This window comes from Enterobacter sp. MG-EB028, from assembly GCF_056673305.1.
The window spans coordinates 604,689-626,878 of record NZ_CP195079.1 but is presented as its reverse complement, the minus strand read 5'-3'; the positions used below and the strand labels follow the sequence as shown (position 1 = coordinate 626,878).

Here is a 22,190-nt window from a genome sequence, read left to right as displayed (position 1 = left end):
TTCATGAATTGGTAGACATCACATGGCACTCATTATTCCCACAATCAGCAGCTGTAGCGAGAAGATCACGGCTGGAGAAAAAAGGCTGGCAAGACTCCTGGAGGGGGGCCTCAGCGAACAGTGTACCTGCTGGTATGATACCCGAATGGGCGATAAGCAAGAGCATCCCGACTTTGTGATTCTCGCCCCCGAAAAAGGTTTGCTGTTTATAGAAGTCAAAGACTGGTTTGTCACAAAAATAAAGTCGGCCAACAAAACGCATATTCACTATGAAACCAAAAACGGCGTTGAGCCGTTGAAAAACCCACTCGAACAGGTTCGACAATATACCTTTAACACCATTGACAGTCTGAAAAACGATCCTCTGCTTCGTCAACAACAAGGGGATTATGAAGGCAGCTTTATTATGCCGTATGGATACGGTGTTTATTTGAGCAACATCACCCGGGCACAGCTGGAAAAGAGTTTTACCCCCGAAGCGTTAGAAGAAATATTGCCCACCAGCCAGGTGATTTGCAAAGATGAACTGACCGAGTTTATGACCCGAGAACAAATCTCCGCCCGGCTCGAATCCCTTCTCAAACACCACTTCGTTCATCACACAACACCACAGCAGCTCGACCGCATCCGATGGCATCTTTATCCCGATGTCCGCATTAACCCATCGGTCACGCGGGTTGACCTGGATAATTTTACGTTCCACACCCCTGATGTGGTATGCATGATGGACAGGAACCAGGAACAACTCGCCAGAAGTATGGGGACGGGACACCGGGTCATTCATGGTGTGGCAGGATCAGGCAAAACGCTCATTTTGTATCACCGCTGCATCGAGCTTGCCAACAATATAGAAAACACCAAACCGATACTGGTGATTTGCTACAACATTACGCTGGCCAAAAAGCTCAAAGCGCAGCTCGAACAGCACAGCCTGAGGCTTCCTGTCGAGGTTATCCATTTTCATGCCTGGTGCTACCAGCAATTAAACGCGCATCGACGACTTCCCCCCAGGGGCAAAAATTTTATTGAGCTAATGGAAAATGCGCTGACGGTGGCATTTGAAGAGGGCATTATCAAACCAGAACAGTACAGCGCCGTTTTGATAGATGAAGGACATGATTTTAAGCCGGAATGGCTAAGAATCCTCGCTAAGATGCCGGACGATAAAGATAGCTCCCTGCTTTTCCTCTACGATGACGCTCAGTCAATCTATCAGAAAAAGAAAGCTCTCGATTTTACCCTGTCCAGCGTCGATATAAAGGCGCAGGGCCGCACCACTATTCTGGATACCAATTATCGCAACACCCGGCAAATACTCCATTTTGCCAGCAGTATTGCTTTTAATTATCTCAATAATCACATTGAAGATTCCCTCAAATACCAGCTGCCCGCCGCAGGTGGACTGTCCGGAAACTATCCGGCGCTGGCAAGCTTTGATAATCAGGACGAGGAAATTACACGCGTTCTCGATTGGGTCACTGAGCAGCGACAACAGGGTGTTGCCTGGTCGGAAATCGCCATACTCTGCCCCTCAACTTACAGCATTTCGGGTATGCTCGGACCAAGGCTCGAAGCCCGCAAGATCCCCTACCAGATGATTGTCTCCAGCGATGATAAAAAACACTGGTCACCACAGAATGATTTCCTCTGCGTAATGCCGCTGCCAAGCAGTAAGGGTCTTGAATTTCAATCGGTCGCCATTATGGATGCCGCAAAGGAAAGGAATGAAGAAGATCTGAGCGACGATATTAAGCGACTGTATGTTGGATTTACCCGCGCGCGCCAGAATCTTCTGGTGACCATGCACGGAACCGGAAGTCTGCGCGATCATCTGGTCGAGACCTGGGAAAAGAGCGTTAAGACGGTCTAGCTGTCCAGTAAGCACCGAACAATCCCCTCTCCCCTGCGGGGAGAGGGTTAGGGTGAGGGGTAACGCCTGGTATTATTTCAACGCCTCCGGCAGCGTCACAATCCACAGCTCGCTGTCCGATTCCGGCTTCTTCAGCGGCTTCACGCTGAGCGTGGTTTCCACCGGTTTATCATCCAGCGTAAGCTTGCCTTCCGCGTTCACCCGATAATCCTTGAGCTTTTTGCCCTCGACCGGGTGCTGCATCGCCACCTTCACGCCAAAGTCGTTATCGTTCGCCACCGCAAGCCGTTTGCTGTCGATCAGCGCCAGCCCTTCAGCTTTCTCCTGCTGCCAGCCCAGCGCGCGCAGATCGACGACCTGCGTTTTTGCAGCAAGGGTAATGCCGCGCTGCGCCAGGGTTTTCTCATCATCAAACTCCGGGTACTCGCCCGGCTTGTCGAAGGTGGTCAGGTCGCTCGCCTTGCTCAGATCCACCTTGTAGATAAGGTTACGCATCGCGTCGTTTTTATCCTCACCCTGCTCAATCAGCAGGATGTGCTGGTCATCCAGTGCCACGATGTCGCCGATTTTAGCATCGCTGTTTTTGCTGTAGGCCGCGCTGTCGATGGGGTAGCCGTACATCGCCGTTTTCCCGGTCGCCGGGTCGAAGCTGACCAGACGCGTAAACAATGCCTGCTTTTTGCTCTTACCGTCGATATCCAGCGTGCTTTGCACGGCGGCGATAATACGCCCGTCCGGCATCCGGGTCAGGCCTTCAAAGCCACGGTTCGGCTGGCGCCATTTGATAACGTTTGGCAGACCGCCCGCGATGGATTTTTCCCCTTCCGCGGCCTGCGGCCCGTGGATCGCCAGAATTTTCCCTTTGCTGTCGACGTTAATCAGGAACGGGCCATACTCGTCGCACAGCCAGAAGCCGCCTTTGCCGTCCGGGGTGATGCCTTCCGTGTCCAGACCGCGGTTGTCACCCTTCAGAATTTTGAGGGTATCGCTGAACGCTACTTCATTGGTGGAGCCAATCACGCCGCTTTGCAGCGGCAGGCCGTTAATCTCGCCTTTATCATCATGCAGCGGGCGGGCATCCGTTGCCTCAGCTTTGCCGTTCTGAACGCGGATAGTCATCAGTAGCGGCGCGAAATCCGGAGTGACAAAAATTTTGGCTTCGTTTTTGCCCATTTTGGGCGCATCGGCGTTGGGACCGCGATCGGTCACGGTCGCGAAGGTAAGGGCATCGCCCTGCTTGCCCGTAAACAGCAGGCCAGAACCAATCCCCACCGGGAGTCCATTCGGAAACGCGTCAGCAAACGCGCCGCTGTATTTTACGTGTGAGCCGTCAGGGAAGCTGACGACATAGCGCTCCGCCGTGGGCTGTGCCGCCAGGCCAGAGAAAGAGAGCGCACAACCGATAAGCACAGGAATAATTTTTCTTTTCATATTGTTAGTATCCAGAAAGTGAAGCCCACAACGTAATGAACAAACGTGTCAGAAAAATGACATAGAACGAAAACGTGGCCGGGCATCTGAACGAATATTGACCACAAAGATGTAAAAAATTGTTTTTTTATGTGATTTTAGAAATGGAATTGGAAATTATTAGAATCCCAATTAATTCATCTCAAATTACTATCCCCGGCTCGTTCAGATTTCGTTTAGTCACAAAATTAAACTGTTCCTCAACGCCTGAAATTTGTGCGTTGACACACCAACAACCCAACCTTGGCGTTACAAATAAAGATAAAAAAATTAACAATACCAGCATTAAAAGTCGATTTGCATCACATTTGCAGTCATAAACATCGCTTGTTAAGGTGCCCCCAGATTAATTTGATGATGAGGCACGAAACATGAAAAAAATGAATATCCTTCTCCTTTCTGCTCTGGCTGCCGTATCAGGTTCCGCACTGGCAATGGGCGGCAGCATTGAACAGGGTAAAAACTTTACCAACCTCAATCTGGAAATGGGGAAATCCTCATCCGGTGTTTATCTCGAAAGTAACTGGCTGAAAAACACCGACGACGGTACCCAGACTGGCGGCGTGGGCGCAGGTTACAACCTGGAAGTGGGCCCGGTGATGCTGAACGCGGGCGCAAAAGCCATCTACATCGGCCCGAAAAAAGGCGATAACGGCGTTGCTTTCCCGATTGGCGGCGGCGTAAACGTTGCGCTGACCGACAGCATCCACGTGTACGGTGAAGGCTATGCGGCACCAGAAGGCCTGAACAACAGCGTGAAAAATTACGTGGAAGCCAACGGCGGCGTAAGCTGGACCCCAATCAAACCGGTTACGCTGAAAGTGGGCTACCGCCACGTGAGCGTTGACGGCAAAGATGGTCGTCCAAACCACACCCTGATTGACGGCGCATATGTAGGCGGTGGAGTCAGCTTCTGATGAAACACCGCATCACCGCGCTTTGCGTTTTGAGCCTCACGCTGATGCTCACCGGGTGCGTCCAGTACAAATGGGTAAAACCAGGCGTCAGCGATACTGAGATGAATAAAAAGCTCACGGAATGCGAAGCACAGGCCCTGATCGATCTGCCCCCGGATAACGTAGTGACCGGTTCGAGCTCGGAAAAAACGGACAAAAAGAACAAGAAAAAGGATATTTCCACGAGCTACACGGTAGAAGACGCGAATGAATATCGCCGGGATACGTTAGTCGACAGCTGCATGTTTAAAAGCGGCTGGGACAAGATCGAAGTGCAATAATCCCTTTAAAAAAACCTGCCGGCTGGCAGGTTTTTTATTACCTCTTACTTACGCACCACCACCAGCTTCTGGTTCACAAACTCTTTGATACCCAGATCCGACAGCTCGCGCCCGTAGCCGGAGCGCTTCACGCCGCCGAACGGCAGCTCTGGCGCGGTATCGGTGAGCCAGTTGATATACACCATCCCGGTCTCGATCCGCGACGCCATTTTCTTCGCGCGCTCGATATCCTGGCTGAACACCGCCCCGCCCAGGCCGTAGTGGGAGTCGTTTGCCAGGGCGACCGCCTCGTCGTCGTTTTTGACCACGTACATTTGCGCTACCGGGCCGAAGAACTCTTCAAAGTACGCCGGGTTGTCGCGGGAGATATTCGTCAGGATCGTCGGTTCGAAGAAGCTCCCGTCGCGCTGCACCGGCTTGCCACCATAGTGCAGTGTGGCACCGTTTTTCACCGCCTCGTTAACCTGTCTGGTGAGCGTTTCCAGCGCATCTTTAGACGACAGCGGCCCCAGCGTGGTGCTCTCGTCCAGCGGATCGCCAATTTTCACCTGCTTAAACGCTTCGGTGAATTTGCTCAGGAAGGCATCCGCAATCTTCTCATGCAGAATAAAGCGCTTCGCCGCGGTGCAGACCTGCCCGGCATTGTTGAGTCGCGCATTCACGCCAATTTTGACGGCCTTCTCAAGGTCTGCATCATCCAGCACGACGAAGACGTCGTTACCGCCCAGCTCCAGCGTAGATTTTTTGATGTGCTTCGCCGCCTGCGCGGCCACCACGCTGCCGGCCTTTTCAGAGCCGGTCAGCGCTGCGCCCTGTACGCGATCGTCGGCAATGATGTTCGCCACCTGCTCGGACGAGATAAACAGGTTGGTCCACGCCCCTTCCGGCGCCCCCGCCTCGCGCACCAGGTGCGCAAAGGTCTCGGCGCAGTGCGGCACGATGCTGGCATGCTTGGCGATGACGGGGTTCCCCGCCGCCAGGTTCGGCGCCAGAACGCGCATCAGCTGATAATACGGGAAGTTCCACGGCTCAACGGCCATCAGCACGCCGATGGGGTGATGCTCCACCCACGCTTCCCCGAGTTCAGAGTCATACTTCACCGGGGCCAGGAACTGCTTCGCGTTGTCGGCGTAGTAGCGGGCGATCTGCGCGCACAGCTTCACCTCGCCGCGGCTCTGTTCGATGAGCTTACCCATCTCCTGGCTGGCAATTTTCGCCAGATCCTCCACGCGCTCGTCGATCAAGTCGGCGAGCTTATGCAGCACCGGCAGGCGCTGGTTGATGTCGCCTTTCGCCCACTCGGAATGATAAAGCGCATCGGCCGCTCTGAGCGCCGCTTCGATATCCGCGTCGGTATGTGAGGGGTATTCTTTGATGAGCTGGTTAGTGGCAGGATTTACTGTCTGATAAGCCATATCGAATCTCCATGTTTTACCGCTTAGGGTATTAAGGGTAGTCAACATGACTGGCTGTGGACGTAAAGTTGGGTATATCCGGAAGGTTCTGAGTTAAGCAGTGCCGGACGGTTCGCTGACGTGGTATAAAAAACGTCCAGAAGGAGTTTCCATGACCGATACCCGACACGTTCGCCAGACTTTTCACCGCGCCAGGGGCCTTGAGCTGCGCAGCACCTGGCAAAGCACGCAGGCGTACAAACGCCACTGTCACCCTCAACTCTCCATCGGGGCGATTGTTGAGGGCCAGACCTGCTGCGTGTGCCATGATCAAGAGTACATTCTTCATCCCGGGGACCTGATTGCGATCCCGGCTTATGCGCCGCACAGCTGCAACCCCGTCGACGGGCAGCCGCGCAGCTACCATATGCTCTATATCGACACCGATCTTCCTCTGGCGCTACAGGTGATTCGTAACCCTGCCCTGTTTGCCCGTTACCTGGACGTCGTTAAGACAATGTCTCCAGTGTCCGTGGAGGCGCTGCTTTCTGCCCTTCCCCGCTGCGCGGATAACGCAGACGCGCTTCGGCCAACCAGCCAGCAGGTTCAGGAGGCGTTTCTTTCCAATCTCACCAGCCCGCCCTCTCTCGACGAACTTGCCCAACGCTTCTCGCTGCGCAAGGAGACGCTGATCCGCACCTTCCGGCAGGACACCGGCCTGACGCCGGGCAGCTTCCTCAACATCTCCCGCGTGGAGTTCGCCAAAGCGCGGCTGCGCGCCGGGGACGACATCGCCGACGTCGGCTACCAGAGCGGCTTTGCCGACCAGAGCCATTTTCATAAGACCTTCGTCAGCTATACCGCCGCCACGCCGCGCCAGTACGCCACGGGCCGATCAATATCAGACAATAAATAGGTTCTGCAGCGCCATAGCCTGTCCTCAGATGGTTAACTGAGGTCGCTATGGAACTGTTCTTCCCTTCCGCTTTTCCCGCTCTGGCGCTGGCGCATTTTGTTGCGCTGTTGAGCCCGGGCCCGGATTTTTTCCTGCTTGTGGGCTACGCGGCGCGCTATCGACTGCGCGGCAGCGCCGGGCTGTGCGTCGGCATCGCCGCGAGTAACGCGCTCTATATTGTTCTGGTGATTATCGGCTGGAGCGCGCTGCGCCAGTTTACGTGGCTGTTTACGCTTATCGAACTTTGCGGCGCGCTGTACCTGCTGTGGATCGGCTCGCATCTGGTGCGCAGCCGGCCGCAGGCGCTGGCGCTTGCAGAAACCCGACAGCGGTGCCCTTCTCTGATGAAGCAGATCCTGCTGGGGCTCGGTTCGGCGCTGCTTAACCCGAAGAACGCGCTGTTCTATCTGGCGCTGATGAAGGCGCTGCTGGGGCCGGACGTCACGCTGCTTCAGCAGGCGACCTGCGGCGTCTGGATGGTAATGGTAGTGCTGGCGTGGGATCTGGCGCTGGTGACGCTGATGGGCTTATCGGCGGTGCAACAGAAGCTCAGCCGTTCGCTGTGGTGGATTGAGCGCACGGCGGGGGTGGTGTTGATGGGGTTTGGGGGGTGGGTGCTGTGGCGGCTACTGGAAATTATACGCTGAGATAGCGGGCAGCCTGACGCCGCCCATTGCTTATTTTTTGTTTTGATCGCGCAGCATTGCTTCACGCAAAATAGCATTGAGCCTCGTCTGATAACCTTTTCCAGGCCGTTTAAGCCACTCCATCACGTCAGCGTCGATACGTACAGATGCCTGAGTTTTGAGTGGTCGATAGAACTTCCCTCGCACCGCCCCTGACCACTGTTCATCCCCCGTGGCAGGGATATCGCTGTAATCAATCTCTGCTTCCGATTTTTCGGCGAGTGCTTTGAGCTCAGCCTCACGACGAGCACTAACCTCAGGCGCACTACCGCGTTTATGTTTAACCATGCTCATAACGGCTCCTCTCTTTACGGTTCGCCTTTCGTGCGCTAATGATTCGAATGACTTCGTCACCACTTTCAAAACGTACCGTGTGTGCGACCATAATGACAATTAGACCATGTACAAGACCAATGGTCTGCCAACGGAACTCTCCATTTTCATGACGATCCTGCAGAGATAAATGGTAAGGATCGTCAAACACCAGAACAGCCTCTTCAAAGTGGATCCCATGCTTAATAAGATTACTTTTCGCTTTGTTGGTATCCCATTCAAACTCCGTTGGCATAGTGTACCCTTCCCTTATTGTATATACAAAAAAGCATATACAAAACGTTCGTAAATTGAACCGGTCGACATCGTTCAATTTCATTTTCTGAAGGCGTATTCCAGAAGCTGAAACGCGGAGGTCCTTCTCCTTCTTTGCACTTTCCCCCCGCTTCCCTCTATCCTTAACCCATGGAAAAAATCGCTGAACTCAAACGCGCCAAGCTTCTTGCGCTGTCGCTGCTGCTGGTTGCCGCCGCGGCGTTTATCACCACCCTGTTCCTGCCGCAAACCTTCTGGGTGCGCGGCGTGAAGGCCATTGCCGAGGCGGCGATGGTCGGCGCGCTGGCGGACTGGTTTGCCGTCGTCGCGCTGTTCCGCCGGGTGCCCATTCCATTTATCTCGCGCCATACGGCGATTATCCCGCGCAATAAGGACCGGATCGGCGACAATCTCGGCCAGTTTGTGCAGGAGAAATTTCTCGATACCCAGTCGCTGGTCGCGTTGATCCGCCGCTATGAACCCGCGCAAATGATTGGCGCCTGGTTCAGCAAGCCCGACAACGCCCAGCGCGTCGGGCTGCATCTGATGCAGGTGATGAGTGGTTTTCTCGAACTGACCGATGACGGACGCATTCAGCGCCTGCTTAAACGGGCGGTGCATAAGGCCATCGACAAGGTGGATTTCACCGAGACCAGCGCCGTGATGCTGGAGAGCATGACCAAAAACAACCGCCACCAGGTGCTGCTGGACGCCATCATCAACCGCCTGATTACCCTGATTCAGCGGGAAAGCACGCGAGAGTTTATCTCTGACCAGATCGTCCACTGGCTGAAGACCGAACACCCGCGCAAGGCGATGGTGCTGCCCACCGAGTGGCTGGGCGATCAAAGCGCGGAGATGGTGTCAAACGCGGTGAATACGCTGCTGGACGATATCAGCCACGACCGCACGCACCAGATCCGTCAGGCGTTTGACCGCGCCACGCTGAAGCTTATCGACAACCTGAAAAACGACCCGGAGATGGCGGCCAAAGCCGACAACATCAAGCACTACCTGAAAAACGACGAGGCGTTTAACCGCTATCTGGGAGAGATGTGGGCCGACCTGCGCCAGTGGCTGAAGGCGGATATGCAGAGCGAGGACTCGCGGGTGAAGCAGCGCATCGCCAACGCCGGGCTGTGGTTTGGCGAAACGCTGTCTAACGATGCCAGCCTGCGCGCGTCGCTGAACGAGCATCTGGAGCAGGCCGCGCACCGCGTCGCGCCGGATTTCGCGGCCTTCCTGACCCGCCACATCAGCGACACGGTCAAAAGCTGGGACGCCAAAGACATGTCCCGCCAGATTGAGCTTAACATCGGTAAAGATCTGCAGTTTATCCGCGTCAACGGCACATTGGTGGGCGGGACGATTGGTCTGATCCTGTTTTTACTCTCGCAAATTCCGACGCTTATCCATTGAGCGTCCTGAGGATCAGCGCCTTCATGCTGGTAATAGCTGCATCGGCGGAGGCGCTCCCCTGATGCAGCGCAATCCCCAGCTCTCCTGCGTAGGGCAGCAGGCGGTTGTCGATCTGTAAGGTCTCTGGCAGGCCAATACCTGTGCGAAGCGTAATCCCCAGCCCCGCGCTGACGCCCGCCCACAGCCCGCTCAGGCTATGGCTGGTAAAAGCGATACGCCAGGGTATACCTGCCGAATCCAGCGCCGCGATGGCTCGGCTGCGCAGAAGGCAGGGCGCGTCAAACATCACCAGCGGCAGCGGCTCCCCTCGTTGCAAAAGTGCTTCAACGTCCTCACGGGACCGGCAAATCCATACCAGCGGTTCGCTGCGCACATAGTCGCCTTCTCGTCCTTCCTGCCAGACCATCGCCAGATCGAGTTCGTTTGCCTCAACACCCCGCAGCAGCGGCTGGTTGCGTTCGACGCGTGCGGTCAACCGGAGCTCAGGGTGCTGTCTGTTAAAATCGCCGAGCACCTGCGGCATCACGGACTCCCCGAAGTCCTCCTGCATACCCAGACGCACTTCTCCCTGCAGCTGCTCTCCCTTGATTGCCCGGAGCGCTTCATCATTTAGCGCCAGCATGCGTCGGGCGTAGCTCAGCAAAATTTCACCCTCCGGGGTCAGCGCCAGCGTTCGCCCCTGCTTCACGGTGAGCGCCACGCCGCACTGCTGCTCCAGCTTTTTTAGCTGGGCGCTAACCGCAGAGGTAGACCGGCACAGCCTGTCCGCCGCCACGGCAAAGCTGGTGGACTGAATACCCTCCACAAAGCTGCGCAGCGCGTCCAGGTCTAATACTGAAAACCGTTTATCCATATCATCCTCATTTTCGGGACGTTTCGTCCGAAACATTGCGATTTTCTTTATGGTGGCAGCCTGCGAGAGTCATTGCCAGACAACAGGAGGAAAAAAATGAATACAACACTGAATCGCGACACGCTTGCGCAGGTCTCCCCTAAACTGGCGGAACTCAGCCAGCAGGTGCTTTTTGGCGATATCTGGCAGCGTCCGCAGCTGACCCCGCGGGACCGCAGCCTGATCACGCTTGCCGCACTGGCCGCCCTGGGGCGCACCGCGCAGCTTCCCTGGCATATCGACTTCGCCCGACAAAACGGCGTGACGGACGACGAGATTGCCGAAGCGTTTACCCACCTGGCATTTTACGCAGGCTGGCCGGCAGCCGTCAGCGCTCTGACCTGCCTGGCAGAGGAGAAAAAATAATGCCGTTTGTTCGCATCATGACGGGTGACCGCTATACCGAGATGCAGAAAAAACAGATCTCGGACATTCTGCACCAGGCGCTCACGGAAACCTTCGCCGTTCCCGCGCAGGACCGGTTTCATTTTTTTGAATGCTTCGCTGCCGGGGATCGATACATTGACCGGCACTATCTCAGCACGGGCAGAACGGAGGGGGCGATATTATTCAATATCGTGGCCGGTAAGCCGAGGAGCAATGAACAGAAAGCTTCCCTCTATCGCCAGCTGGCTGCGCAACTGAATCAGAAGATGGGCATCGATGGTGGGGACGTGATGGTCGTTATCCAGTTTACTGCCGCTGAAGACTGGAGCTTCAGCGGCGGTATACGCTATCAGCCCTGAATGACGTAGCGCGTGGCAGCGAAGCGGTTGAGGATCAAATGCACCAGAAAGACCATCGTCAGCGTCGCCACCAGCGAAAATGTCACGGAGGTGATGCGGTAGAGATCGCTGAACACCAGATCGCTGTCCGGGTGCATGTTCTGCCCGAACATAATGCCGATGGTGGTGATGCTGGAAAAACCCACCCCCGCGCCCACTTTCTCCATCACGTGCAGACGCGCGCCAAACGCCAGCCCGAGGCCAATCAGCGGCATCATCAGCAGCATATGGCTGCTGTGATCGTAAAGGATAAGCTGCACCACCAGAATATAGAGGCAGCCCAGCACCACCCCGACCACGCGCCAGATGGAGCTCATCACCGCGCCGCGATAGTGCATCGGGAACAGGATCAGGATCCCCGCCATCAGCGCAGAGAGCGAATCGCTTAAGTCGCTAATCTGAAACACCACGAAAATCATCGTCGCGACGCTGCCGGAGAGCAGCGACTCGTGGCGCACGCGGGCGTCGTCTTTCTCAATCAGCGGCGGCGGCTTGCGGGGCTCAACGTCTGGCAGCAGGTAGTTCATCAGCGCGCTCAGGCACACCGCCATCACGCTCGCTTCGATGTTGGAAAACAGCAGCGTGTGCCAGTTGGTGGTGGGGTAGCTCATAAAGTTGAGCATTACGCTCTGGCACACCACGCCCATCGAGCCAAACAGGAACAGCGGCCCTTTGCTCATAAAACGAAAACGCATCACGTACAGGGCAAACACCACCAGCGTCATGATAACCGGCCATTGCGACAGATAGCCGATGATAATCACCATTTCGACGCAGTTTAGCGATGCGCTGAAGATAAACTGCTTCGCCACGTGGCGGTTAAAGACCGGCACCAGCGACAGCAGCATGATCGGGTAGACCACGAAAAACACGCCATAGCTGGTGTTGTAGAAGCTCGATATGCTCAGGGCAATCATCCCGGCAAAGACGATGCGCAGGGTCTGGCGAAAGTCGTTTGCCGTATAGACGATGTTGCCGTGCGGGGTGAACACCCGCGCCAGCGTATTAATAGACATAGTGCAGCAGGCTCACCAGGTGGATCTGCATCCCTGAGAAGAAGCGCGCAAACGGCCCTTCGCTGTTGTAGAGCTGCACGGTTGCCCGCGCGCCGGTTGGCAGCGGCTTCGGCAGCGAATCATCCAGCGTGACGTGAATGCGCATGCGCTGGGCGTCTCGTACCCAGCGGTTAGAGGTCTCCGGCTGGGAGAGCTGGCCGTTAACCGCCTCCTGGCCTGCGAGGATCCCCGCGTCACTGCTGGCCACGTGGGCGCGGAACACCTGCCCCGGGAAGGCGTCAAACACCACGACGGCATCGGTGCCCTGATGGGTATGGCGCAGGCTCTTCTCGCGGAAATCGGCCACGATATCGGTCTGGTTGTTTACCAGCGCCAGCGCGGCAGAGCCGGATGAGGCATAAAAACCGGGACTTAACTGCAGGTTACTGACCGTGCCGTCCGCCTGGGCGTAGACCTTCGTCCAGCCGAGGTTCAGCTCTGCTTCATCCAGCGCGTTGCGGTATTTTTGCAGCGTCACGTTGCGGTGCTCTTCGCGCTCGCCGCGCTGGATGCGCAGGTTCCGGATGTTGGCCTGAATGGAGCTGACGGACTGCTCGCTGCTCTGCCAGGCGGTGCGAACTTTATCCAGATCTGCCTGCGAAACGTTCTGTAACGTGCTCAGCTTCTGGTAGCGGTCAAAGGTCACTTTGTCGTTCCGCGCCGTCAGCACCGCGGTTTTCAGGCTGGCCTGCGCGGCGGCGATCTGCGCGTCCAGCTGTTCGTTGGACAGGCGTGCCTGCTCCAGCGCGATTTGCGCCGCCTCCACTTTATTGCGAAACGGCGTATCGTCGAGCTCAAACAGCAGATCGCCTTTCTTCACCTGGCTGTTGTTGTGGACATGTACCGCCGCCACGTAGCCGGAGACGCGCGGAGAAACCGGCGTCACCACGCGCATCACGGTGGAGTCCGGCGTCAGCGGGATCCAGATATCCGCGACGACAAAATAGATAAACATCAGCAGGAAAGAGGCAATACTCACCCTTACCCAGCGGGCAAACTTTTGTTCAGGGGTCATTATTTTTCGGTCTTGTTGTCTTCTTCGCGGATTGTCCGCAAATTGCAGGCGATTTGATTCAACGTAGCGCTGAAAATCTCGATATGTTCCGGCGCGATGTGTTGCGATACGCGCGCCTGATAGGTCTCAATCACCTGAGTGAGCCTTGTTAATATGGCTTTTCCCTCAGGCGTCAGCGTCAGAAGCCGGATGCGCTTGTCATAAGGCGATGTGGTGCGCAGCAGGTAACCCTGTTTTTCCAGCTGTGTCAGGGTGCGCATCAGCGGCGGCAGTTCAATACCCTGCACCTCCGCCAGCTCACTCATTGAAACGTTATCCCCAAGCTGATGAAGCTGCATCATCACCGTCCAGCTCGACTGGGTTAACCCGGTATCGAGAATGGCGTCATCGATCACCGCACGCCACTGGCGCACGATCATCGCCATCCGCATGCCCATCGGCCTGCGGCTAAACAGTTCTTCTTCACTCATGGGGAAACCTCTCGTCACACGCAGGCAAGATAATAGTTATCAGGATAAGTATCAAGAAACGAGAGGTAAAAGCGCAGGAATTGCGAAAAGGATGTTCCCGCTCTCCCTCTCTCCCTGTGGGCTGAGGGATCCCCACAAAAGAATGCCAGCACGGACGACCCCCTCTCCCTTGAGGGAGAGGGCTGGGGTGAGGGGGAACATACGGCTCTGGTGGTCATTCCGTTCACCTTATGTTCCTTGCTACTCTTTGATTCCTGTACCGGTGAACGTGCCAGGGCGGCTCAATCGCCGCCGCCCTGGCGACCCGGGCTCCCGGCGGTAAATCGCCGCTTCGCGGTGCCCTCGGCTTATTCCTTTCGGCTTATCGGGGACGGGCGGAGGCAACATCCATGTAAAGCCCGCCCTCTCGGCGCATCCCTGCGCCTCGCCCCGGCCTGCAGGAAACGCCTCAGCGATTTACAGCCGGACCAGGGCGTCGCTGAAAGCCATTCATTTTCCTGAAGCAACATCCATCGCTTCAGGTAGAGAAATTACTGGGGATTCCTCAGCCCGCAGAGGAATTTAGCGGCTAAAATACTTCCTGACGGCAACCTTCCCCGACGCCGTCACCACTACCTCCCTGTACCCCGGCACCCGCTGTATCCACCCTTTGCTTTCCAGATGAATAAGCAGCGCCGCGCCTGCCTCACCGCCAAGGTGAAACCGCCGCTCGCTCCAGTCCAGACAGGCGCAGCAGGCCTTGCGACGGGTATTAGGATTTAGCGGAATCCCAAGCTTCATAAACTGCTCCCGGCCATGCAGTGTGAGCGCTGAACCGTCTGACTCCAGCCAGCCTTCTGCCTGCATGAAATCATAGATTTGCACCGCGACCGTTCCGGCAAGATGGTCGTAGCAGGTCCGCGCTTCCCGCATGGCCTTCGGCGCGGTGGTTTCCGGCGGCGCAATGCGGCTCCAGGAGAGCCCCATCATCTGCTCGACCAGCGCCGCCACGTCGTGCCCCGCCAGGCGATAGTAGCGATGCCGCCCCTGAGACAGGCAGGTGATCAACTTTCCCTCCACCAGCCGGGCGAGATGCCCGCTGGCGGTCGACGGCGCAACGTCTGCCGCGGTGCTCAGTTCGGTGGCGGTCCACGCCCGCCCGTCCATCAGCGCACACAGCATCTTCACGCGCGACGGATCGGCCATTGCCGCCGCCACCGCCGCAATGGCCTGCTCCAGCGCCGCGCTGTTATCAGGAGGTAGGCTCGTTTTTAACATATGTCGCCCAGGGTTTGGTGATCTCTGCGGCCAGCTTATCATTATCCGTCAGCAGAATAAGGTGAACGTCATACATCCGCGTGCCCTCCGGTTTCGGAACTGTACTCCCGCACCAGCTGCGCCACCCGAATACGGTAGAAAGTAAAAATCGACTCCCGCCCTTCGGCCTGCGCCGCCTGATGGAAAACGTTCTGCTTCCAGCGGCGGACGGCCTCTTCATCCCGCCACCAGGAAAGGGACAGGATTTTGCCGTCGGTCGTCAGGCTCTGGAACCGTTCGATATCAATAAAGCCGTCGATGTCGGCCAGCAAAGGCTTAAGCTCTGCGGCAAGCTGCAGGTAGCGCGCCTGATGGGCAGGCGCGGCTTTGGCTTCGAAAATGACTGCGATCATGAGGGTCTCTCCGCTGTGATGTTGAGGAGAGAATGCAGGATGGAAAAGCACAATGCTTCGGTAAAGAGCGAAGTTTTAGCCCAGGACCGACCTCGGCTCCATAAACGCCCTAATCCCCCACTCGCCCATCTCGCGCCCCACGCCGGAGTGCTTAAACCCGCCGAACGGCGCTTTCGGTTCATGGGCAAGGGTGTTCACCAGCACGCGACCGGAGACAATCTGCTGCGCTACGCGGCGCGCGCGCTCCGCATCGCCGCCCAGCACCATCGCGCTCAGGCCGTAGTCCGTGTCGTTGGCAATCGCAACAGCCTCCGCCTCGTCACGATAGGGGATGACGCACAGCACCGGGCCAAAAATCTCGTCACGGGCAATCGTCATCCGGTTGTTCACGTCGGTAAACAGCGTCGGGCGCACAAACCAGCCGTCTCGCGTCCCGTCCGGTCTCCCTTCACCACCCGCCAGCAGATGCGCCCCCTCTTCGATGCCTTTACGGATATAGCCCTGCACCCGCTGCCACTGCTTTTCGCTGACCATAGGGCCGACGTCCGTCGCGCTGTCGCGCGGGTCGCCGGATTTCACCGCCGCCACGGCCTGCGCCAGCGCGGTTTCAATCTCCGCCTTACGCGCCTGCGGCACCAGAATGCGCGTTCCGGCCACGCACGCCTGCCCGCTGTTCATAAACCCGGCCTGAATCACCAGCGGGATCGCCTGCGCCAGATCCACATCATCCAGCAGGATGGTCGGCGATTTACCGCCTAACTCCAGCGTTACGCGCTTAAAGCTCTCCGCCGCATTGCGCAGGATCGCTTTGCCGGTATTCGTGGAGCCGGTAAACGAGATTTTTGCCACGTCCGGATGGCGGCTGATGGTCTCACCTACCGTCTCGCCGCGTCCGGTGACGATGTTAAACACGCCCGGCGGCAGTGCGGCGTCGCGCAGCGCTTCGGTGACAATCTGCGTTTGCAGGGCGCTCATTTCGCTCGGCTTGATGACCGCCGTGCAGCCCGCCGCCAGCGCGGCCGCCAGCTTGCCGCAGATAAACCCGGCGTCGCTGTTCCAGGGTGTGATAAGCCCGGCCACCCCAAGCGGCGTCATCTGCACCGTTGCAGCGCCTGCGGAGGTGACGAACTCAAACGCCTCCAGCGCCTCGATGGCCTGAGCAATCACTTCCGCCGGATAGCTGGCCATCCACGCCGAGCGCGAGGCGGGGGCGCCGTACTCTTCGATGACCGCTTCCAGCAGATCGTCGTGACGAGCGGCCACGGCGGCGTGCATGCGCTTCAGCGCCGCGATGCGTTCCTGCTTTGTGGTCTTCGACCACGCCGGAAACGCCGCTTTTGCCGCCGCAACGGCGCGCTCTGCGTCAACCTCATCCGCCAGACGTACCTGCCCTATAACCTGCGCCGTCGCCGGGTTGTACAAATCAAACCACTCGGTGCCGTGCGGGGTAACAAATTCGCCGTTAATAAAGATCTGTTCGATGGTGTGCATATAAACCTCCTCAGGCTGTGTGAGCACAGTCTGGCACGGCTTCTCCGTTGCGATAATCCACGCTATGCTGCAAGGGTTGTTTCGATTTTCAGGATAATCTATGCATCGTTCAGGTCTGACAGAGCTGGAAGTGGTCATGGCGGTGGTGCGGCGCGGCAGCTTTCGCGGCGCGGCGCAGGAGCTGGGCATGTCCGCCACGGCGGTAAGCAACGCCATCGCCGGGCTGGAGAGCCGCCTTGATACCCGCCTCTTTAACCGCACCACCCGCAGCGTGGCGCTCACCGACGCCGGACAGCGCTACGTGGCGCGTATCGGCCCGGCCCTGCAGGAGATCCGTCTCGCCGGCGAGGAGATCCACAGCGACACCGGGGAACCCGCCGGCACGCTGCGTCTGAACGTGCCGAACCATATCGGCACTCTGTTTCTGGACCAACTGCTGATCGACTTTATGATCCGCTATCCGAAGATGCGCGTGGAAACGGTGAGCGAAGCGAAGATGATCGACATCGTCGCGGAAGGCTATGACGCGGGGATCCGCCTCGAAGAGTCCGTGCCGCAGGATATGATCGCCGTGCCGCTGACCGGAGAGATCCGCCAGCTGGTCACAGCCACGCCGGACTATTTTGCCCGTCACGGCATTCCGCAGACGCCGGACGATCTGCTTTCACATCAGGGGATCGGCATGCGCATGGCCCACGGCGGGATCTACCGCTGGGAGCTGGCGCGTCGGGGGGAAACGTACGCCCTTGCCGTACCGCCGCGCTTTGCGACATCCGATCTTTTTGCCTCGATCCGCGCTGTAAAAGCGGGATTAGGTGTGGGATTTTTGCCGGAACTGTATATCCGGGAAGAGCTTGAGCGTGGAGAACTGGTTAGCGTGTTAAACGACTGGGCGCAGCCCTTTGCCGGGCTGCGCCTCTATTACCCCGGCCATCGCCACGTCCCGCCTGGATTACGGGCGCTGGTGGCGATGATCCGCGAGCGCGGAACTATTCCAGGTTAGCCTTATTCAGCCCGTAAGCCGCGTCCAGCGAGCCCGGCGCCATGCGGGAGGTGATCCCCAGACGGTTCCAGGCGTTGATCGCCACGATGGCGAAGTTCAGCTCTGAAATCTCCACGTCCGAGAAGTGCTCCGCCACGCTGCGGTACAGCGCGTCGCTCACGCCGTGAACGCCAATCTGGGTCAGCGCTTCGGTGAAGGCCAGCGCGGCTTTCTCCCGGGCGCTGAACAGCGGGGACTCGCGCCAGGCCGCCAGATGGTACAGGCGCAGCTCGCGCTCGCCGGCAATTTTGGCCTCTTTCGAGTGCATATCCAGGCAGAAGGTACAGCCGTTCAGCTGCGATACGCGAATGTCGATCAGATGCTTCAGCGCCGGGTCGATGGAGGTTTTTGCCACCTCCATGCTCAGGGCAGACAGCGCGTTGGCGAGGGCAGGTGTAACTTTATGGTGGTTAACGCGAGTGCTCATTGTCTTTCCTCTTTTTGTGCGGCATGTGTCATGCGATGAGGCAAATCTACGCCGTTCATGACATAGTAAAAAGATACAAAAAGCGTGAAATGAGGTAGGACATGAAGCCGGGCTATTACGAGATTTATACCCGCTATCGCGACAACATCACGCGTGGGGTGCTGAAGCCGGGCGATAAGGTGCCTGCCATCCGCGTTCTGGCGGAAGAGTTGAAGGTGGCGCGTAAAACCGTCGAAACGGCGTATGCCATTCTGACGGGTGAAGGGTATCTGGTGAGCCAGGGCGCGCGCGGCACGCGGGTTAACCCCGATTTACTGCTGCCAGATAAGCCTGCCCCTGCGGAACAGCCCACCGGAGCGCTTCCGGCATCGCTCATTAGCCAGCGAGAGCGGGCGGGGTTTCTGCGCCCCGGCATCCCCGCCCTCGACAGCTTCCCGTATAAAAAATGGCTGCTGCTGGCGGGCCAGGCGACGCGCGCCATGCGTCAGGAAGAGATGCTCAACCCGCCGGTGCTGGGCTGGTATCCGCTGCGCCAGGCCATCGCCAGCTATCTCAACATTTCACGTGGGCTGTCCTGCAGCGCCGAACAGGTGCTGATCACCAGCGGCTACAGCGGCAGCCTGCGGCTGATCCTCGACACCCTCGCCAGCCGTAGCGACAAGGTGGTGTTTGAGGATCCGGGCTATTTTATGGGCCAGCAACTGCTCAAGCGGATCGTGCCGCGCCTGCACACGGTGCCGGTCGATCGTTCGGGTATCGATACCGAGTACCTGCTCCGTCACCATCGCGACGCGCGTTTTGCCATCGTCACCCCGTCGCACCAGAGCCCGCTGGCGGTGACGCTCTCGCTGCCGCGCAAGCAGCAGCTGCTCGACTGGGCCAGCCAGAACGAAGCGTGGATTATCGAAGATGATTATGACGGAGAGTTTCACTACACCCGCAAGGTGCTGCCGTCGCTGAAAAGCCTCGACCGGCATGACCGGGTGATTTTTATGGGCACCTTCAGTAAAACCATCATGCCGTCGCTGCGCATGGGCTACGTGGTGATGCCCGCCAGCACCGTCGGGGCTTTTACCGACTGCGCGGACATTACCACCAGCGGCCAGCCGGTGCTGACGCAAAAGATCCTCACCGCGTTTCTCAACGAAGGGCATTTTTTCCGTCATTTGAAAAAGATGCGCGCGCTGTATCAGACCCGCCGCGACTGGATGATTGCCGCCCTGCGCGAGTTGTATGGCGATCTGTTTTTCACCGAGCAAAACGACGGCGGAATGCATGTTGTGGCGTTCCTGACCAAAGGAAGCTGTGACCGGGAAGTGGCGCGCTGCTGGCAGGAACAGCAGCTGCAGGTGAACGCGCTTTCGGAGTGGTATCGCGGGTCGGGCAAACGCTACGGGCTGGTGATGGGCTATAACAACGTGCGGTCGTATCAGGAGGCGCTGGATTTGCTGGAAAGGCCGAAGCGGCAGACGCTTGCGCTGTTGAGCTGAACGTCGCCGGGTGGCGGCTACGCCTTACCCGGCCTGCGGTTTAAATATCATTGCGGGATAACCCAACGTCCTTGAGCTGCTCGTCGCTCATCTGGCTCAGGATGCGGCGGGTGCGGTTGATGCGATACCAGCTGCAGATCGTTTTGCCGATCCAGACAAACACAATAAACGGACGTTTTGAACGGTTTTCGTAGAATTCCATGATGCTCTCCTCGCTGTGCCAGTAGGGTTATCATCCTGGAAATCGGCCCATGCAATACAGACTCAAAAACAACTTTTTTTTAACATACAGATCCGCTAAAACAGTATCTGCATGCCAATTTTTACGGCAATCTGTACTGGTTTTATAATCTGTATGGTGAAAACAAAGGATACAGCATGACGCGCTATCAACATCTGGCCAACCTTCTGGCAGAACGCATTGAACAAGGGCTGTACCGCAGCGGCGAACGTCTGCCGTCGGTGCGCGCGCTGAGCCAGGAGCACGGCGTGAGCATCAGCACCATACAGCAGGCCTACCAGATCCTCGAAAACCTCCAGCTCATCACACCCCAGCCGCGCTCCGGCTATTTTGTCTCGCAGCGCAAGGCCCAGCCGCCTGTCCCGGCCATGACCCGCCCGGTTCAGCGCCCGGTGGACGTCACCCAGTGGGACGAGGTGATGATGCTGCTGGACGCCCGCGCCGACAAAGAGATGATCTCCTTCGGCGGCGGCTCGCCGGACGTGAATCAGCCGAGCCTGAAGCCCCTGTGGCGCGAGATGAGCCGTATCGCGCAGCATAACCCGAGCGAGATGCTGAGCTATGACGTGCTCGACGGGCGCCTGGAGCTGCGCGAGCAGATCGCCCGCCTGATGCTGGACAGCGGCTCTACCGTGGCGGCGAACGAGATTGTCATCACCAACGGCTGCCACGGCGCGCTGTCGATCGCCCTGCTCTCGGTGTGTAAACCGGGGGACATCGTGGCGGTAGAATCGCCGTCGTTCCACGGCACCATGCAGATGCTACGCGGGTTTGACATCAAGGCGATTGAAATTCCTACCGATCCCGAGACCGGGATCAGCATCGAGGCGTTAGAGCTGGCGCTGGAGCAGTGGCCGATCAAGGCGGTGATCCTGGTGCCCAACTGCAATAACCCGCTCGGCTTTATCATGCCCGAAGCGCGGAAAAAGCAGGTGTTAGCCCTCGCCCAGCGGCACGATATCGTGATTGTGGAGGATGACATTTACGGCGAGCTGGCGGCGGAGTACCCGCGCCCTCGCACTATTCATTCGATGGATATCGACGGCCGCGTGATCCTCTGCAGCTCGTTTACCAAAACCGTGGCGCCGGGCCTGCGCGTCGGCTGGATTGTGCCGGGGCGCTATTACGACCGGGTGATGCACATGAAATACGCCGCGGGCGGGTTTAACGTGCCTGGCACCCAGATGGCGGTGGCGGCGTTTATTCGCGACGGGCATTATCATCGCCACGTGCGCCGTATGCGCCAGATTTATCAGCAAAATATGGAAACCTACACCTGCTGGGTGCGGCAGTATTTTCCGGCAGAGATTTGCGTCACACGCCCGCAGGGTAGCTTCCTGCTGTGGATTGAGCTGCCGGAGAAGGTCGACATGGTGTGCGTCAGCAAGCAGCTGTGTCGGCTGAAGATCCAGGCCGCGGCCGGGTCGCTGTTTTCCGCCTCCGGGAAGTACCGCAACTGTCTGCGGATCAACGTGGCGCTGCCGCCGACGGAGAAAAATCGCGAGGCATTGAAGAAGATGGGCGAGGCGATTGTGATTGCGATGGAGGAGGGCTAGTGCGGCCTGGTGCCCTCACTCCGCCCCTCTCCCACAGGGCTGAGGGATCCCCACAAAATAATGCCAGCACGGACGACCCCCTCTCCCTTGAGGGAGAGGGCTGGGGTGAGGGGGAACATACAGCTCTGGTGGTCATTCCGTTCACTTTATGTTCCTTGCTACTCTGTAACGACATGACCGGTGAACGTGCCAGGGTGGCTCAGTCGCCACCACCCTGGCGACCCGGGCTCCCGGCGGTAAATCGCCGCTTCGCGGTGCCCTCGGCTTATTCCTTCCGGCTTATCGGGTACGGGCGGAGGTAACGTCCCTGTAAAGCCCGCCCTCTCGGCGCATCCCTGCGCCTCGCCCCGGCCGGAAGGCAAACGCCTCAGCGATTTACAGCCGGACCAGGGCGTCGCTGTAAGTCTTCAATCTTTCTGAAACAACGTTATTGCTTCTGTTTAATCATTACTGGGGAT

At 57.8% G+C, this 22,190-nt stretch carries 24 protein-coding genes; 11 read left to right on the top strand and 13 right to left on the bottom strand.

Features of this window, described 5'->3' with window-relative positions:
• Window positions 1-22 precede the first annotated feature (22 nt).
• Window positions 23-1,870, top strand: a complete 1,848-nt coding sequence (locus tag ACR42C_RS02900) for a 3'-5' exonuclease (RefSeq protein ID WP_479984725.1) — start codon at window positions 23-25, stop codon at window positions 1,868-1,870.
• 72 nt (window positions 1,871-1,942) lie between these two features.
• On the opposite strand, the gene ACR42C_RS02895 is transcribed toward ACR42C_RS02900, so the two are convergent.
• Window positions 1,943-3,301: an esterase-like activity of phytase family protein gene (locus tag ACR42C_RS02895; protein WP_479984724.1), complete on the bottom strand. Its 1,359-nt coding sequence runs from the start codon at window positions 3,299-3,301 to the stop codon at window positions 1,943-1,945.
• Between the two features lie 410 nt (window positions 3,302-3,711).
• Here ACR42C_RS02895 and ACR42C_RS02890 point away from each other — a divergent pair, with 410 nt between their 5' ends.
• Entirely contained in the window at window positions 3,712-4,257 is a 546-nt protein-coding gene (locus tag ACR42C_RS02890; RefSeq protein WP_116342315.1) for a YfaZ family outer membrane protein, read from the top strand.
• Window positions 4,257-4,577 (top strand): hypothetical protein, encoded by a 321-nt coding sequence (locus ACR42C_RS02885; RefSeq protein WP_116342313.1) that lies wholly within the window; start codon window positions 4,257-4,259, stop codon window positions 4,575-4,577. The genes ACR42C_RS02890 and ACR42C_RS02885 overlap by 1 nt, the downstream gene beginning before the upstream one ends.
• 44 nt (window positions 4,578-4,621) lie before the next feature.
• Here ACR42C_RS02885 and ACR42C_RS02880 read toward each other — a convergent pair whose 3' ends face one another.
• Window positions 4,622-5,992 carry an NAD-dependent succinate-semialdehyde dehydrogenase gene (locus ACR42C_RS02880; RefSeq protein ID WP_116342311.1) on the bottom strand — a complete coding sequence of 457 codons (1,371 nt, stop codon included), beginning with the start codon at window positions 5,990-5,992 and terminating at the stop codon, window positions 4,622-4,624.
• Between the two features lie 151 nt (window positions 5,993-6,143).
• Between ACR42C_RS02880 and ACR42C_RS02875 the strand changes: the two genes are divergently transcribed.
• On the top strand, window positions 6,144-6,887 hold the full coding sequence (locus ACR42C_RS02875) for an AraC family transcriptional regulator (RefSeq protein ID WP_320721174.1): 744 nt from the start codon (window positions 6,144-6,146) through the stop codon (window positions 6,885-6,887).
• A 47-nt stretch (window positions 6,888-6,934) separates the two neighbouring features.
• A complete protein-coding gene (locus ACR42C_RS02870; RefSeq protein WP_479984723.1) occupies window positions 6,935-7,573 on the top strand; it encodes a LysE family translocator in 639 nt (212 codons plus the stop codon).
• A 30-nt stretch (window positions 7,574-7,603) separates the two neighbouring features.
• Here the strand turns inward: ACR42C_RS02870 and ACR42C_RS02865 are convergent, their stop codons facing one another.
• Together ACR42C_RS02865 and ACR42C_RS02860 are read right to left on the bottom strand one after the other, a co-directional pair.
• Entirely contained in the window at window positions 7,604-7,906 is a 303-nt protein-coding gene (locus tag ACR42C_RS02865; RefSeq protein WP_116342305.1) for a BrnA antitoxin family protein, read from the bottom strand.
• Window positions 7,893-8,180 carry a BrnT family toxin gene (locus tag ACR42C_RS02860; RefSeq protein ID WP_116342617.1) on the bottom strand — a complete coding sequence of 96 codons (288 nt, stop codon included), beginning with the start codon at window positions 8,178-8,180 and terminating at the stop codon, window positions 7,893-7,895. Before ACR42C_RS02860 ends, ACR42C_RS02865 begins: the two co-directional genes overlap by 14 nt.
• A gap of 170 nt (window positions 8,181-8,350) precedes the next feature.
• On the opposite strand from ACR42C_RS02860, the gene ACR42C_RS02855 reads away from it, so the two are divergent.
• Window positions 8,351-9,619, top strand: a complete 1,269-nt coding sequence (locus ACR42C_RS02855; protein ID WP_479984722.1) for a DUF445 domain-containing protein — start codon at window positions 8,351-8,353, stop codon at window positions 9,617-9,619.
• Here the strand turns inward: ACR42C_RS02855 and ACR42C_RS02850 are convergent.
• On the bottom strand, window positions 9,609-10,472 hold the full coding sequence (locus ACR42C_RS02850; RefSeq protein ID WP_320721168.1) for a LysR substrate-binding domain-containing protein: 864 nt from the start codon (window positions 10,470-10,472) through the stop codon (window positions 9,609-9,611). The genes ACR42C_RS02855 and ACR42C_RS02850 overlap by 11 nt on opposite strands.
• A gap of 96 nt (window positions 10,473-10,568) precedes the next feature.
• On the opposite strand from ACR42C_RS02850, the gene ACR42C_RS02845 reads away from it, so the two are divergent.
• Together ACR42C_RS02845 and ACR42C_RS02840 are read left to right on the top strand one after the other, a co-directional pair.
• Window positions 10,569-10,877 (top strand): carboxymuconolactone decarboxylase family protein, encoded by a 309-nt coding sequence (locus ACR42C_RS02845; protein WP_320721167.1) that lies wholly within the window; start codon window positions 10,569-10,571, stop codon window positions 10,875-10,877.
• Window positions 10,877-11,257: a tautomerase family protein gene (locus ACR42C_RS02840; RefSeq protein ID WP_151413548.1), complete on the top strand. Its 381-nt coding sequence runs from the start codon at window positions 10,877-10,879 to the stop codon at window positions 11,255-11,257. The genes ACR42C_RS02845 and ACR42C_RS02840 overlap by 1 nt, the downstream gene beginning before the upstream one ends.
• Here ACR42C_RS02840 and ACR42C_RS02835 read toward each other — a convergent pair.
• The 6 genes from ACR42C_RS02835 to ACR42C_RS02810 all read right to left on the bottom strand — a co-directional run bounded on the left by ACR42C_RS02835 (window position 11,248) and on the right by ACR42C_RS02810 (window position 16,976).
• Entirely contained in the window at window positions 11,248-12,312 is a 1,065-nt protein-coding gene (locus ACR42C_RS02835; RefSeq protein ID WP_045259544.1) for a DUF2955 domain-containing protein, read from the bottom strand. The two genes, ACR42C_RS02840 and ACR42C_RS02835, sit on opposite strands and share 10 nt — an antisense overlap.
• A complete protein-coding gene (locus tag ACR42C_RS02830; protein WP_320721184.1) occupies window positions 12,302-13,369 on the bottom strand; it encodes an HlyD family secretion protein in 1,068 nt (355 codons plus the stop codon). Before ACR42C_RS02830 ends, ACR42C_RS02835 begins: the two co-directional genes overlap by 11 nt.
• Window positions 13,366-13,836 carry a MarR family winged helix-turn-helix transcriptional regulator gene (locus tag ACR42C_RS02825; RefSeq protein ID WP_320721166.1) on the bottom strand — a complete coding sequence of 157 codons (471 nt, stop codon included), beginning with the start codon at window positions 13,834-13,836 and terminating at the stop codon, window positions 13,366-13,368. Before ACR42C_RS02825 ends, ACR42C_RS02830 begins: the two co-directional genes overlap by 4 nt.
• Window positions 13,837-14,397: 561 nt before the next feature.
• On the bottom strand, window positions 14,398-15,093 hold the full coding sequence (locus ACR42C_RS02820) for an ArsR/SmtB family transcription factor (RefSeq protein ID WP_479984721.1): 696 nt from the start codon (window positions 15,091-15,093) through the stop codon (window positions 14,398-14,400).
• Window positions 15,094-15,161: 68 nt separating this feature from the next.
• Entirely contained in the window at window positions 15,162-15,485 is a 324-nt protein-coding gene (locus tag ACR42C_RS02815) for an antibiotic biosynthesis monooxygenase family protein (protein ID WP_163330745.1), read from the bottom strand.
• Window positions 15,486-15,560: 75 nt separating this feature from the next.
• Window positions 15,561-16,976: an aldehyde dehydrogenase family protein gene (locus ACR42C_RS02810; RefSeq protein WP_316379764.1), complete on the bottom strand. Its 1,416-nt coding sequence runs from the start codon at window positions 16,974-16,976 to the stop codon at window positions 15,561-15,563.
• Between the two features lie 100 nt (window positions 16,977-17,076).
• Between ACR42C_RS02810 and ACR42C_RS02805 the strand changes: the two genes are divergently transcribed.
• Window positions 17,077-17,979, top strand: a complete 903-nt coding sequence (locus tag ACR42C_RS02805; protein WP_316379765.1) for a LysR family transcriptional regulator — start codon at window positions 17,077-17,079, stop codon at window positions 17,977-17,979.
• Here the strand turns inward: ACR42C_RS02805 and ACR42C_RS02800 are convergent.
• A complete protein-coding gene (locus ACR42C_RS02800) occupies window positions 17,966-18,445 on the bottom strand; it encodes a carboxymuconolactone decarboxylase family protein (protein ID WP_014882392.1) in 480 nt (159 codons plus the stop codon). The genes ACR42C_RS02805 and ACR42C_RS02800 overlap by 14 nt on opposite strands.
• A 101-nt stretch (window positions 18,446-18,546) precedes the next feature.
• Between ACR42C_RS02800 and pdxR the strand changes: the two genes are divergently transcribed.
• Window positions 18,547-19,935, top strand: a complete 1,389-nt coding sequence (gene pdxR, locus ACR42C_RS02795) for a MocR-like pyridoxine biosynthesis transcription factor PdxR (protein ID WP_479984720.1) — start codon at window positions 18,547-18,549, stop codon at window positions 19,933-19,935.
• A gap of 40 nt (window positions 19,936-19,975) precedes the next feature.
• On the opposite strand, the gene ACR42C_RS02790 is transcribed toward pdxR, so the two are convergent.
• Complete coding sequence (locus tag ACR42C_RS02790) at window positions 19,976-20,137, bottom strand: DUF1127 domain-containing protein (RefSeq protein WP_116342282.1); 162 nt, start codon at window positions 20,135-20,137, stop codon at window positions 19,976-19,978.
• 176 nt (window positions 20,138-20,313) lie between these two features.
• Between ACR42C_RS02790 and ACR42C_RS02785 the strand changes: the two genes are divergently transcribed.
• On the top strand, window positions 20,314-21,732 hold the full coding sequence (locus ACR42C_RS02785; RefSeq protein WP_116342280.1) for an aminotransferase-like domain-containing protein: 1,419 nt from the start codon (window positions 20,314-20,316) through the stop codon (window positions 21,730-21,732).
• Window positions 21,733-22,190 lie beyond the last annotated feature (458 nt).